Source organism: Labrenzia sp. VG12 (assembly GCF_002237595.1).
Taxonomy (GTDB): domain Bacteria; phylum Pseudomonadota; class Alphaproteobacteria; order Rhizobiales; family Stappiaceae; genus Roseibium.
The window spans coordinates 5,702,069-5,715,602 of record NZ_CP022529.1 but is presented as its reverse complement, the minus strand read 5'-3'; the positions used below and the strand labels follow the sequence as shown (position 1 = coordinate 5,715,602).

General features: G+C 61.2%; 14 protein-coding genes. 12 read left to right on the top strand and 2 right to left on the bottom strand.

Translation table 11 applies throughout. The annotated features are described in order from the left end of the window. Positions 1 to 52: 52 nt before the first annotated feature. The 12 genes from CHH27_RS26395 to CHH27_RS26350 all read left to right on the top strand — a co-directional run bounded on the left by CHH27_RS26395 (position 53) and on the right by CHH27_RS26350 (position 10,705). Positions 53 to 1,594, top strand: a complete 1,542-nt coding sequence (locus tag CHH27_RS26395) for an MFS transporter (protein WP_208988385.1) — start codon at positions 53 to 55, stop codon at positions 1,592 to 1,594. A gap of 92 nt (positions 1,595 to 1,686) precedes the next feature. After that, positions 1,687 to 2,061 carry a hypothetical protein gene (locus CHH27_RS27830; protein ID WP_157739112.1) on the top strand — a complete coding sequence of 125 codons (375 nt, stop codon included), beginning with the start codon at positions 1,687 to 1,689 and terminating at the stop codon, positions 2,059 to 2,061. A gap of 36 nt (positions 2,062 to 2,097) precedes the next feature. Then, entirely contained in the window at positions 2,098 to 2,589 is a 492-nt protein-coding gene (locus CHH27_RS26390; protein ID WP_094074246.1) for a copper chaperone PCu(A)C, read from the top strand. Between the two features lie 25 nt (positions 2,590 to 2,614). Beyond that, positions 2,615 to 3,241, top strand: a complete 627-nt coding sequence (locus tag CHH27_RS26385; protein ID WP_094074245.1) for an SCO family protein — start codon at positions 2,615 to 2,617, stop codon at positions 3,239 to 3,241. A gap of 28 nt (positions 3,242 to 3,269) precedes the next feature. Next, positions 3,270 to 3,404 (top strand): hypothetical protein, encoded by a 135-nt coding sequence (locus tag CHH27_RS28560; RefSeq protein ID WP_256386407.1) that lies wholly within the window; start codon positions 3,270 to 3,272, stop codon positions 3,402 to 3,404. A 12-nt stretch (positions 3,405 to 3,416) separates the two neighbouring features. After that, entirely contained in the window at positions 3,417 to 4,157 is a 741-nt protein-coding gene (locus CHH27_RS26380; protein WP_094074244.1) for a TlyA family RNA methyltransferase, read from the top strand. 129 nt (positions 4,158 to 4,286) lie between these two features. After that, positions 4,287 to 5,543 carry a hypothetical protein gene (locus tag CHH27_RS26375; protein WP_094074243.1) on the top strand — a complete coding sequence of 419 codons (1,257 nt, stop codon included), beginning with the start codon at positions 4,287 to 4,289 and terminating at the stop codon, positions 5,541 to 5,543. 155 nt (positions 5,544 to 5,698) lie between these two features. Beyond that, on the top strand, positions 5,699 to 6,337 hold the full coding sequence (locus CHH27_RS26370) for a LysE family translocator (protein WP_094074242.1): 639 nt from the start codon (positions 5,699 to 5,701) through the stop codon (positions 6,335 to 6,337). A gap of 50 nt (positions 6,338 to 6,387) precedes the next feature. Further along, positions 6,388 to 7,620, top strand: coding sequence for a class I SAM-dependent RNA methyltransferase (locus tag CHH27_RS26365; RefSeq protein WP_094074241.1), 1,233 nt, complete (start codon positions 6,388 to 6,390; stop codon positions 7,618 to 7,620). Positions 7,621 to 7,623: 3 nt separating this feature from the next. Continuing rightward, positions 7,624 to 8,733 (top strand): class I SAM-dependent methyltransferase, encoded by a 1,110-nt coding sequence (locus tag CHH27_RS26360; RefSeq protein ID WP_094074240.1) that lies wholly within the window; start codon positions 7,624 to 7,626, stop codon positions 8,731 to 8,733. Between the two features lie 72 nt (positions 8,734 to 8,805). Next, the gene (gene ribB / locus CHH27_RS26355) at positions 8,806 to 10,125 is read left to right on the top strand and encodes a 3,4-dihydroxy-2-butanone-4-phosphate synthase (protein WP_094074239.1); all 1,320 of its coding nucleotides are present in this window, start codon (positions 8,806 to 8,808) and stop codon (positions 10,123 to 10,125) included. 25 nt (positions 10,126 to 10,150) lie between these two features. Beyond that, positions 10,151 to 10,705, top strand: coding sequence for a hypothetical protein (locus tag CHH27_RS26350; RefSeq protein WP_094074238.1), 555 nt, complete (start codon positions 10,151 to 10,153; stop codon positions 10,703 to 10,705). A 424-nt stretch (positions 10,706 to 11,129) separates the two neighbouring features. On the opposite strand, the gene yghX is transcribed toward CHH27_RS26350, so the two are convergent. Together yghX and aroC are read right to left on the bottom strand one after the other, a co-directional pair. After that, positions 11,130 to 12,017 (bottom strand): YghX family hydrolase, encoded by an 888-nt coding sequence (gene yghX, locus CHH27_RS26345; protein WP_208989030.1) that lies wholly within the window; start codon positions 12,015 to 12,017, stop codon positions 11,130 to 11,132. A gap of 132 nt (positions 12,018 to 12,149) precedes the next feature. Then, positions 12,150 to 13,235, bottom strand: a complete 1,086-nt coding sequence (gene aroC / locus CHH27_RS26340; RefSeq protein ID WP_094074236.1) for a chorismate synthase — start codon at positions 13,233 to 13,235, stop codon at positions 12,150 to 12,152. Positions 13,236 to 13,534 lie beyond the last annotated feature (299 nt).

The window sequence follows — 13,534 nt, the reverse complement described above, 5'->3', positions numbered from 1 at the left end:
GCCTGACATGGGGAGCGGATTTTTTTGGTCATTGACACGGACCGGAAGAGCTGTGAAGGCTGATTTGCAGGATCAGGCGGCCGGTTCGTCCGGCGCTTTTGCAATTCATCTGCAACACCAGAAGCTGACAGTCGTTTACGTTGATGTCGGCACATATTTTCAGGACGCAGCCATGGCCCAGACGCTTCTTTCCGTGTCCGCCCTCTTGTTGTCCGTCGCCCTGTTTATCTTCGGGCACGGTCTGCAAACGACACTGCTGCCTCTTGCTGCCGACAGGTACTATTTCACCGATCTGGAAATCGGTGCCATGTCGTCTGCCTACTTCGTCGGCATGGTTCTTGGCTGCCTAGGTGCGCCGCTGATCATCATGCGTGCCGGCCACATCCGGGCCTTTGCCGCGCTGGTGTCGCTGATGTCCGCTTCCGCCATCCTGCATCCGGTGATGATTGATCCGACTGCATGGTTCCTGATCCGGATGATCTCCGGCTTCTGCCTGGCGGGCTTCTACATGATTGTCGAAAGCTGGTTGAACGAGAGCGCGACCAACGAGAACCGCGGTACGATCATGTCGTTCTACATCGTGATCCTGTTCGCAGCATTGATGCTCGGCCAGATCTCGATCGCGACGATGAGCATCTCCTCCTTCGTGCCCTTTGTAATCGCGTCGGTTGCCGTCAGCATTGCGGTGATGCCGGTCTCGCTGACCAACTCCACACAGCCGGCCCCGATCACTCTAGTGCGCTTCCGCCCCAAGCAACTCTACCAGAACTCGCCCGCCGCCTTCGTCGGCGTCCTGTTTGTCGGCGCAACACAAGGCGCCCTGTTGACGCTGTCACCGCTTTATGGATCGCAGATCGGCCTCTCGACCAACCAGTCGGCCTTTTTCGCAGCGGCGTTTATCGGCGGCGGCATGCTGGCCCAATGGCCCGTAGGCCGTCTCTCGGACAAGATGGACCGGCGCCTCGTGCTCGTGGGACTGGGGCTTTGGACCGCAGCGGGAGCCCTGGCGATCGTCTTTTTCTCGCCCGACGGGTTCATGACCGCAATCGCGATGGCGATATTCGTCGGCCTGGCCTCCCAGCCGCTCTACGCCATCACCGTCGCGCACGCATTCGACCACGCGGCAGCCGAGGACTTTGTCGAAACGTCATCAGGCATGCTGCTGTCCTTCGGCATCGGCTCGATCGTCGGCCCGTTTGCAGCCTCCCTGCTGATGGGAAAGATCGGGCCGTCCGGTCTGTTCGTGATGGTCTCCGTCGTGATGGTTGTGATGGTCGTTTTCATCCTGACCCGTATCGTCACCCGCTCGGCGCTGACGTCCGACGAAAAGACCGACTTCGAATACGCCTCGACGGCCCAGGTCGGTTCGGTCATCTCGCCGGAGCCACTGGATTGGGAAACGGAAGAGTACGTCATCCCGCCGGAAGAATTCCCGGCTTATGAAGACGATATCTACAATTTCGACACACCCGAGGAGGGTGAAACAGCCGATGCGTCCGAGGCCGAGTCCCTTGCGAAAGCAGGCGAGACCTCAGACAAGGAACAGCCGGATGCACCTGAAACGCAAACCGAAAGTCCGGCAAAACCCACCTAGTCCGGCGGGCGCCCCGTCCCTGCGCCGTTTCGCCGCTCGACTTCCGGCCTGAACCGTCCTATAGCCGCTTCATGGCAAGGCCTTTGACACAGATGCAATTGCTTCGGCAGGAGCGCCACCCGCTTGTCGCGCTGGCGGGAACGGCATTTGTGTTGCGTCTGTGCCTGCTTGTGCTTGCCAGCGCTCTCTCGCCGCAAATGGCAGCAGCCGACGGCCTGACAAGCCTGTGCCAACCATCCGGTCTCGAACAGGGACTGCCTGCACCCCACGACCCCATTCATTGCCAGTGTGCCCAGGCCTGTCCGCATGGCTGCGCCATGGGGCCCTGCCTCGCACCGCAGGCCCAGGCAACCGGACCATCAAGGGCAGTGCAAGAGAGTGTCGAGGCGACCCGCCAAGGCCCGAGCGCGCTTCGATACCCGGAAAAAACACGGGCCATCCGGGGCCCACCCGTTTCCAGGATCTGAAACCGACCATTTCTTCAGACCTCAAGGAAACTCAAAATGAACATCTTCAAATCTGTTGTGGCTGCAACAGCGCTCACGCTCGTGTCCCTGTCCGCCTTCGCCAAGGACTACAAGGCGGGCGACCTGGAACTCAGCACGGCCTGGACCCGGGCAACACCGCCGAAGGCAAAGGCCGGTGGTGGTTTCATCGAGATCGTCAATACCGGCTCGGAAGCAGACCGCCTGGTCTCCGCAAGCTCGGATGTCGCCAAAAAGACGGAAATTCATGAAATGGCTGTCACCGACGGCGTCATGAAGATGCGCGAGCTGGAAAACGGCATCGAGATCCCGGCCGGCGAAACCGTTGCCCTCAAACCGGGCGGCCTCCATATCATGTTCATGGGCCTCAACCAGTCCTTCGAAGAAGGCAGCAAGGTGCCTGTGGTCCTGACTTTCGAAAAGGCCGGTGAGGTAGCTGTCGAACTCGACGTTGCCAAGATGGGCGCCAAGACCCCGAACCACGGCAAGATGAACCACAGCAAGAACTGAGCTTAACTGAGAAGAGGACGAGACCATGTCTGGCTTGAAACTCTTCCGGTACGTGGCCTGGGCGGCGGTTGCCGTCCTTGCCGGCGTGTCCGGATACCTGGTCTATCAGCAGACCGCAGGCAATCAGAATTCCGGCGCCCTGATCGAACCGCTCGCCGCCATCGGCGGACCGTTCGAGTTGGTCAGTGGATCGGGCGAAACAGTGTCGGACAAGACGCTTGCCGGCAAACCGACCGTGCTGTTTTTCGGCTTCACGTTCTGTCCGGATGTCTGTCCGACGACCTTGTCGGAACTGCAGGGCTGGATGGAAGCGCTCGGACCTGATGCGGACAAGCTGAACTACGCCTTCGTGACCGTTGATCCGGAGCGCGACACGCCGGATGTCATGCGCGACTATGTCTGGGCCTTCGACAAGCGCATCCTGCCGCTGACCGGCTCCCGGGAGCAGGTTGACGCAATGCTGAAAGCCTATCGCGTCTACGCCAAGAAGGTGCCTCTTGACGATGGCGACTATACGATGGACCATTCCGCGGCCGTCTACCTGATGAATGCGGACAACAAGTTTGTCGGCACCATTGCGTATGGCGAAGCTGAGGAAAATGCCATGAAGAAGCTGGAGCGACTGATCGCAACGGCGCCGGCGTCTTCCTGACACCTTATATCGGAGAGACCCGGACACCATGGGCAAACCGCTTTTCATAGGACTGACAGCCGGCGCGACGGGTCTGCTCGCGCTGTCTGCCGTGCTGTGGGTCTATGCGGGCGACCGTGTTTATGCCGACCGGCTGCTCTCCGCCATCGCCAATTGCTTCTGATCCTCGTCCTTGATGTCCAAACACCGCCTCGACCAGTATCTTGTCGATCTGGGCCTGTTCCCGAGCCGCGCCAGGGCGCGTGATGCCATCCTGCGTGGAACGGTCAGCGTCAATGGAGCAACCTGCACCAAACCGGCGCAAAAGGTTGGTTCGGACAGCACGATCAAAGTCGAGGACCCGGCGTCGCGCTACGTTTCCAGGGCGGCGCTGAAGCTGATCGAGGGTCTGGACCGCTTTGCCATCGACCCGGCAAACCTCATCTGCCTCGACATTGGTGCTTCGACCGGCGGCTTCACCCAGGTGCTACTGGAACGCGGAGCGGCCAAAGTCCATGCCATCGATGTCGGCCATGACCAGTTGCATGACCTGCTGCGCGGCGACGCACGCGTTGTCGCAAGGGAGGGCCTGAACGCCCGCGACCTGAGCCTTGCCGATCTGGACGGCGACCGGCCGGACCTGCTTGTGTCCGATGTCAGCTTCATCTCGCTGAAACTGGCCCTTCCCCCGGCTCTCGATCTGGCCGCTCCCGGCGCTTGCGGCGTCTTTCTGGTCAAGCCGCAATTCGAGGCCGGCAAGGAGAATATCGGCAAAGGCGGACTGGTGGATCCGGATCTTGCCGCAGAAACCGCCAGATCTATACAAACCTGGCTCGGGACGGTCGATGGCTGGAGCGCCGCCGACCTGGTGCCGTCTCCCGTCAAAGGGGGCGACGGCAATGCGGAATGGTTGCTTCTGGGGCACAAGGCCCTCTGACCACCGCTGTAAACCGTCTTTTGAAAGACCTGCCGCAATCCCAATCAAGGGTTGAACGAATTTCAACTGCGTTACCGATTTGGGAAGACTTGGACCGTATAACCGGGCCGGTTACTGCGGAGGACAGGCATGCATATTCCGGCCTTGAATCGCGTGGAATGCGCGATACTTCACGATGAATTCAACCCGCTGGACGGTACCATTCTTTTTCAGAAGATCGAAAAACTTGCGATTGACCTTGGCTATGCGGCCGAGGTTCAGCTGATGATCACCTCGACCGGCAAGGACATTCATGTTCATGCGGGCGGGCACCGGATTCTGGTCAGCCAGAATGACACGCCGCTGGGGCCGGACGGGTTTCAGTCCGCGCTGACAACGCCCTATACCGGTTTCGTGTTTCCCGATGCTCGCGAGGTGGTCGCCCGGCACAAGGCCAATACTTTCATCACGATCGCCAAGGGGATCCTGGATACACAGTTCCTGTCTGAAAAGATGCGCGAGATTTGCGGTGACGATGCCCTGGCACAAATGCTTCCCGACGAGTCTTTCTGCACGCTCGAAGAAGCCGACCGGGCCAGAACCCTCTGCGCGGAACTCACAAAACTGCTGATCGGGCACAATCCAGCGAGTGCCCTGCACTGGTGCGTCAGCGACAACCTGGTGCCGCAACCGCTTTTTGAGCGTCTCACCCAGGACGAGGACCTGACCTTCCTCAATATCCGCCCCTTTCTGACGTCCAGTTCCGGACAGCTTGGAGAAGGCCGGCCGCTTGGCATGTTTTTGCATGGATCCCAATGGGTCATCGGCAAGATGATCGAGTTTGAGGAGGCCCCCGTGCCGTTTTCCTGGATGATGGAGGTCGTTACCAACTTCATCAAAATGTGCCAGATCCGCGGCTCGATCCTGCCCGACCGGAACATCTTCAGCACGGAAGGCGAAGACTGGACGGTGGCCGTCTTTCACGAAAAGATCGACGGGCACACGGCCTGGGAAAAGGTGCGGCTGCAAGTGATCAATGCACCGCAATTCGGGATCCACGGGGACACAACGGCAAAACGGTCACTCAAATATGACAATGAGCAAGACATCCGCGCGCGGGCCGAGGAAGAGCAACACGAGGTCCATGCTGCCAACGACCCGCAACCCTTTCACCGGCGTCCGGATGATCCTTCCGGACCGTCCCGGCAAGCGAGCCCGCCCGGCAGAGCAGCGGCCGGCGCAAATGATTGCGCACCTGAGCCCCTTCGCCGCGCGAACCGGCAGGACATGCAGGCGCTGCGGGAATTTGCCAAGCGCGCGAGCACGCAGTCTCAGGCCGCGGCCGATCCCGCCCGCAAGCCGAACAGCCTTCTGGCGAAGGCGCGGCGTCTGCTTGGACGCCAGTGACTTTCGCCAGCGCCCCCTGCCCCGCCAGAAAACACGGCAACCGGGCGGCGGCCCGGCGACTTTGCCTTGCACTGACCGTTCGCAGAATTAACCGCTGACATCACTGCCATTCCGCATTAGGGTCACGGCTCCCTCCCTTGCGTCTGGCGTTACACATGAACACGATCGCCCCTTACCTGCCCGGCCTGTTGCTGGTCTATTCCGCCTTTCTTCTTGCGGTGCTCAGCCCGGGACCCAGCGTGTTGGCCATCATGGGAACCGCCATGCATTCTGGCCGCAAGGCGGGTGTCTGTTTTGCGTTTGGTGTCGTTCTCGGCTCGATCACCTGGGGCACCCTGACGGTGATCGGCTTGTCCGCACTTCTGGCGCAATTCGGTTTTCTTCTGATCGCAATCAAGATCTTCGGCGGGGTCTATCTCCTGTTCCTGGCCTTCAAGGCCTTTCGGGCCGCACGGACCCATCAGGACATGACAGCGATGCCAACGGCAGATCAGAAACTCTCGGGACGCCAACTGATCCTGCGCGGCTATCTGGTGATGATCACCAATCCCAAGGCGATTTTCGGCTGGCTGGCCATCGTCTCGCTCGGCGTTCAGGACGGCGGCCCGTGGTGGATCGGCCTTCCGATCCTGGTCGGCACGGTGGGCCTCTCGTTCCTGGTCAATGTCGGCTACGCCCTGCTTTTTTCCACGTCCCTCATGCTTGCGGCCTACCGCCGGGCCCGGCGCGCCATCCAGGCCGCCTTCGGCGCGTTCTTTACCTTTGCCGGCGTGAAAATCCTGTCTTCGGCCTAACTTGAGGTGCAGCGCTTGCCCGCAGCGCCCTTTGGCGCTATCGCTCAGCCATGAGTGAGAGAGAGCTGATTGTTACCGAGCTCGGTCATCGCGGCGACGGCATCGCCCAGACCGAGACCGGGTCCGTGTTTGTCGCCGGTGCCCTGCCCGGCGAAACCGTTCGCGCCGAAGTCGTCGATGGACGGGCGAAAAAGCCTGTGATCGATACCCCGTCACCAGACCGGATCGAGCCGGTTTGCCGGCACTTCAAGACCTGCGGCGGCTGCTCGGTGCAGCATCTTGCCGAGCACCCCTATCTCGACTGGAAGCGTGGTCTGGTCGCCAAGGCGCTCGGGGACCGGGGCATTGAAACCGATGTTGACCGGACTGTCGCGGCCACCGCTGGCGGCCGCCGCCGCGCCGTCCTGACGGCAACACGCGCGGGCCGTCACACCCTGCTTGGCTATCACGAGAAGGCCAGTCACCGTCTGGTCGACATCACCGAATGCCCGGTGCTCGATCCTGCCATCGTTGCAGCCCTGCCCGGGCTGAAGTCGCTCGCGGCGGAAGTCTTGCCCAAGAAAGGCGACCTGCGCCTGACCGTGCTGGCCACAACCGCCGGGCTGGATATCGCCATCGACAAGGCGGACAAGACTTACGAACGCAAGATCCCGGCCCTGTCCCAGAAGGTTGTCGAGCTGGATCTGGCGCGGCTCTCCGTCAATGGCGAGGTGATCCTGGAAGTCCGCCCGCCCCTGCTGGACATGGGCGGCGTCGGCATCGTGGCCGCTCCGGGCGGCTTCACACAGGCGACCATTGCTGCCGAAGAAGCGCTGTCGAAACTGGTCCTTGCCGGCATCGGCAAGGCCAGGAACGTCGCGGATCTGTTCTCCGGCGTCGGCACCTTCGCCTTGCGGCTGGCGCGCAGCGCCAATGTTCATGCCGTGGAAGGCGACGCTGCGGCGCTCGCAACGTTCGACAAGGCGCTGCGCAAACCGCAAGGCCTGAAGAAAGTCACTTTCGAGCGCCGCGACCTTTCCCGGCGCCCCTTGGTGCGCGATGAGCTGGAGCCCTTCGACACGGTGGTGTTCGATCCACCACGCGCCGGTGCCCAGGCCCAGGCCGAGCAACTGGCGCTTTCCAAGGTCAAGACGGTCGTGGCGGTGTCGTGCAACCCGGCCACCCTTGCCCGGGACCTGCGGATCCTGATCGACGGCGGCTATGTGCTGCAAAGCGTCACACCGGTGGACCAGTTCCACTATTCGCCCCATATTGAAGTCGTGGCAGTGCTGACAAGGGAGTGAGCCATGAGCGCGGCAGACCAGGACACCGGGCCTTCTTCACGGGGACGTTCCCTGCCGCTTTCCAGTCTCGCCCGCCGGACCCGCTATGCGCTTTATCAGGGCAGCCGGGTCGCACTCTACACGCTGCATTCGGAAGCCATGCGGCGGATGAACAGGGATCTGCAGAAGGATCTGCCGGAAACGCCGAAGGTGGTGCCGGACGGCCCGGTACCAGGCCAGCGGCGCATGCTGGCCGATATCGTCAGGCTGTTCGCCGCCGACCTGAAGGCCGTCGAAGACGGGCTCTATCCCATGCCGTCGGACGGCACCATGAGCCCGCGCGAGTTGCTGGCCACCAGCCGTGCCTTTTTCAAGGATGTGCCGGAAGTTGCCCGCCGCCGGGCCACCGGTGCCCATCAGGAAGTCAATGAAGACCCGGACGGGTTTGCCGCGGCCCTGCCGCGCTATTATCGGCAGAACTTTCATTTCCAGACAGATGGATGGCTCTCCGAGGACAGCGCGAAACTCTACGACTTCCAGGTCGACGTGCTGTTTTCCGGAGCGACGGCTGCCATGCGCCGGCGGGCTCTGGTGCCGTTTGCACAGATCCTGCGCCGGAAGGACCAGCGAAAGATCGCCTATCTGGACCTGGCCTGCGGAACCGGCGGCTTGCTGAGACCAGCGCTGACGGCGTTCCCGCGCCTGACCGGTACAGGTCTCGATTTGTCTGAGCCCTATCTCAACGTTGCGCAGAGCAGACTGCAGACACGGCGGGCGCGCTTCGTCACCGCCATGGCCGAGACCCTGCCTTTTGCGGACAATTCGCAGGACGTGGTGTCCTGCGTCTTCCTGTTCCACGAATTGCCCCCCAAGGTCCGGCGGCAGGTGATCACGGAGGTCGCGCGTGTCCTCAAGCCCGGCGGGTCGTTCCTGTTTGTCGACAGCCTGCAGACCGGCGACGTGCCGGATTACGACGGCCTGCTGTCGCTCTTTCCGCAGCTGTTCCACGAACCTTACTATACCTCTTACCTCACTGAGGATCTGACCGGTCTGTGCGCAGACGCCGGTCTCAAGGAGACATGGATGAGCCCCGCATTTGTCTCGCGCGTCGCGGAATATCGAAAATCCGACTAATCTTTCAGTCTCACTGAATTTTCGCACACCCTTCTCTTGTGGCTGAAAGCGAACGGGCGTATATGCTGGCCCATGAGACTTGACCAATGGCTTGTACAGACAGGGGAAAGCCGCAGCGCCTTCGCACGCCGCGCCAATCTTTCGCCTGCCTCTGTCACCGCCCTCTGCAATGACCCGAATGTCTGGGTCTCGCGGGACATGGCCCGCAAGATCGCCATTGCCACCCATGGCGAGGTCACGCCCAACGATTTTCTCGGACTAGCTACAACCAAGGAGCATCCCGTGTCCCAGGCCCGTGTCGCTGAAGCAATCCGCGCATTCGAACGAGGTGAGATGGTTGTCGTGACCGACGATGACGATCGCGAGAATGAAGGCGATCTGATTGTCGCTGCCTCGAAAGTCACCCCCGAACAGATGGCCTTCATGGTCCGCCACACGTCCGGCATCATCTGCGCCCCGATGACGGTCGCTCATGCCCGGCGCCTGCGCCTAGACCCGATGGTGGCGGAAAACGACGCACCACTGGCCACCGCCTTCACCATCTCCGTCGATTATCGCCAGGGCCTGACTACCGGCATCTCCGCGGAGGAACGCTGTTCCACCGTGCGTGCCCTGGCCAATCCGAATGTCGGCGCGGACGACTTCGTCCGGCCCGGTCACATCTTCCCGCTGGTCGCCAAGGAAGGCGGCGTGATGATCCGTTCCGGCCACACCGAGGCTGCCGTCGATCTCTGCCGTCTTGCAGGCCTGGAACAGGTCGGGGTCATCAGCGAACTGGTCAATGACGACGGCACCGTCAAACGCGGCCAGCAGGTTGCCGAATTTGCCGCCGAGCATGACCTCAAGATGGTCTCCGTGTCCGACCTGATTGCCTGGCGCCAGCGCACCGAACGCATGGTCGAACGGGTGAATGAGCAGCCGGTCGACACGGTCTGCGGTCCCGCCTATGCCATGACCTATTCCACGCCCTATGACCCGATGCACCATCTGGCGATCGTCTATGGCGACATTCTCGACGGGCGCAACGTCCCCGTCCGGCTTCAGCTGGAATCGGTTCTCGACGACGTCTTCGGCGACAGCCAGCCGCTCGATCAGATCATGAAGCATTTTGCCGAACGCGGCCGTGGCGTTATTGTCTATCTGCGCGAGGGCTCGGTCGGGGTCGCACGTCAATCCAGGCGTGCAAGATCGGACTTTGAAGCCGCAGATTCCGAGGAACACAGCTCCGCACAAGCTAGACAGGAACAATGGCGTGAAGTGGGACTTGGCGCACAGATCCTGAAGGACCTGGGGGTGAGTTCCATACGCCTGCTGGCATCACGTGAGCGCCATTACGTGGGGCTGGAAGGGTTCGACATCAAGATTGACGAAACCGAGATCCTCGACACCTAGGGGATCCATCACGAGGTGATCCTTCATGGCGGCTAAGACCGAGGCAGTTTCGAACGAAGAGGCCGCGAAGCCGGAACCGGTGCCCTTCACGGTCGGCTTCAACCGCGGCCAGAGCGAGGGCCTTGTCTATGGCAGCCTGTTGCTCGGCATCCTGTTTGTTGTCATCGGCCTGGTCGGAGGCATTCCTCTCCTGGCGGTTGCCGGACTGGCACCGCTCGGCATTGCCTATTGGCATTATCCGATGATCGAAAAAAGCAGGCCGCAGCTCGGTGCCAACGAAGACGGGCTCTACGTGGAACGCATCGGCTTCATCGACTGGGCGGCGATCCGGATGACCGACGTCAAGCGCACCTCGGTGCGCAACATGGAGCTGGTCAGGCTGGATGTTCTGCTGACCCGCCCACTTGAGAATGCCGTCTTCAAGGCCCAGACCTTTCCGGTCTGGAAGAAGTTCATGATGCGCAACTGGAAGCGCACCCCGCGCGAACACGGCCGCGAGCTGATTGCGATCAACCTGCACACGCTGTCCGCCGACCCGGACGAAATCCTCAGCCGCATCCGTGCGTTCAAGTTTGTTTGAGGGCAGCCTCAAGACCAGACCTGCTGCTCCACATTCTTTGAACGCCGACTGGTCAGACTGCCGAACGGCGACACTACCTCAGTTTGTCATTCCGGCTTGGTGCAGCCAAGGGCGGGACCCGGTACTCACCGGTGCATGCGAGCTACCTTCAAACGACTGCGTTTACGAGGTCCCGGTCTCGACGCTTTCGCGTCAAAACGGATGACAACAAGAGAAGTGGGTGCAACACCCCGCCATGCATTTGGTCCGTGTCCCGCCCCCCTCTCCACCGTTATCATCCCATGGCTTGACCATGGGATCCATGCCGTTCCGTTTCCCGTTGCAAGGCATCGGGACAGACAGAAGTCACGGCATGGATTACCGGATCAAGTCCGGTAATGACGACCAGGGATAGGGTCTCGGGTTACAGCTCCCAGAGCACCTCCTACATCAGGTGCTGCTTGAAGAACTCAACCGTGCGCTCTTCGGCCAGTTTGGCAGCGGCTTCGTCGTAGCGTGGAGTGGTGTCGTTGTGGAAGCCGTGGTTCACCCCCGGATACATGTGGGCGACATAGTCCTTGCCGTTGGCTTTCAGGGCCTCTTCGTAAGCCGGCCAGCCCGCATTGATGCGCTCGTCGAGCTCGGCGAATTGCAGCATCAGGGGCGCCTGGATCTTCGGCACATCGGCCGCATCCGCCTGACGGCCATAGAAGGGCACGCCAGCCGCAAGTTCCGGATAGGCAACCGCGATCGCATTGACGACACCGCCGCCGTAACAGAAGCCGACCGCGCCGACCTTGCCGGTGCTGCCTTCATGGGCGAGCAGGAACTCGAACCCGGCGAAGAAGTCGTTGAGCAGCTTTTCCCTGTCCACGGTGCGCTGCAGCTCGCGCCCCTTGTCATCGGTGCCGGGATATCCGCCGACAGAGGTCAGACCATCCGGCGCCAGTGCCATGAACCCGGCCTTGCCAAGGCGCCGTGCGACGTCCTCGATATAGGGGTTGAGGCCCCGGTTTTCGTGGATCACCAGAACGGCGGGCAGTTTGCCGGTCACACCGGCCGGTTTCACAAGATAACCGTTGACCTCGCCATGGCCGTTCGGCGACGGATAGGTGATCCGTTCGGTGACAATTGCGTCGTCGTCGGGAGCGACCTGCTGGGCCAAGGCGTAGTTCGGCGACAACTGGTCGAGCAACATCGAGGCGGTCACACCGGCAACCGCGAACTTGGCGGCCCCGCTCAGGAACTCTCGCTTGGTGATCTTGCCATGAGCGTAATAGTCGTAAAGGTCGAGCAACTCCTGCGGAAAGTCTTTCGCCGTCATGCGGCGGATCGGGGTCATCTCGTTCATGTCATCACTCCCTGATAGGCACGGCACCATGCTGCAATCAGAATTAGGAGTGCGACGGCCAGGGTCCAGAGGCGCCTGGTGACAGAATTGTATCGAGATGTAACCCGGCGATCGTCAACCGACCTGGCCGCGGTGGCGCAGGAAATGATCTGCCAGCACGCAGGCCATCATCGCTTCCCCGACGGGAACAGCGCGAATACCAACGCACGGGTCGTGCCGGCCCTTGGTCATGACATCGACTTCCTCTCCCTGGCGGGTGATCGACTTGCGCTCGGTCAGGATGGAAGATGTCGGCTTGACCGCAAAACGGGCCACCAGGGGATCGCCGTTTGAAATTCCGCCGAGAACACCGCCTGCATTGTTGGTCAGGAACATGGGCTGACCGACATCGTCGACGCGAATTTCGTCGGCATTTTCCTCGCCCGTCAGCGTGGCGGCTTCAAACCCGTTGCCGATCTCAACACCCTTGACCGCGTTGATCGACATCATCGCTGCCGAGATATCGGTATCGAGCTTGCCGTAGATCGGCGCGCCCCAGCCGGCCGGAACCCCTTCCGCGACAATTTCCACCACGGCCCCGACGGAAGACCCGGCCTTGCGCACGCCGTCCAGATAGTCTGCCCAGAAAGCGGCAGCCGCAGCGTCGGGCGAGAAGAACGGATTGTTGTCGACTTCAGACCAGTCCCAGTTGTCGCGGGAAACCTTGTGCGGCCCGACTTGAACCAGGGCGCCGCGAATGGTCACGCCCTGAAGTACCTTGCGGGCAACCGCGCCGGCAGCCACGCGCATGGCCGTTTCGCGCGCCGAGGATCGGCCGCCACCGCGATAGTCGCGAATGCCGTATTTGGCGTTGTAAGTGAAGTCGGCGTGACCGGGACGGAAGCGGTCCTTGATTTCCGAATAATCCTTCGACCGCTGATCGGTGTTCTCCACCATCAGCGAGATCGGCGTGCCCGTGGTCTTCTGGACACCGTCCTCATCGACCATGACACCGGACAGGATCTTGACCTCATCCGGCTCCCGGCGCTGCGTGGTGAACCGGGACTGGCCCGGCTTGCGCTTTTCCATGAAACCCTGAATATCGGTCTCGTTCAGCGGGATCAGAGGCGGACATCCGTCGATCACACAGCCAATGGCGGGACCGTGGCTTTCCCCCCAGGTTGTGACCCGAAACAGATGACCGAAACTGTTATGCGACATGAAAGGTTTCCACGGCTTGAATAAGAGCTGTCAGGGGCAGAGCGATACGCCATCATGCCAGCAAGCTCAAGCCCGGAACGCCGGTTAAACGACGCATTCGGCGTCGGGTTACCCTCGAAGGCTTAGTGAATTTTCGCAAGTGTCGAACAGGAAAAAACACTCACCAATCCGTGAGTGGGAAACACTTATAAGTAAATTCTTCAAGAACCTTTCAAGTCCGGCGTCCATTCGACTTCAGATTTGCCAATCCTTAAGGCTCTACCACTAAGACAAATCGGGAGCGAAAATGCATCACGGGG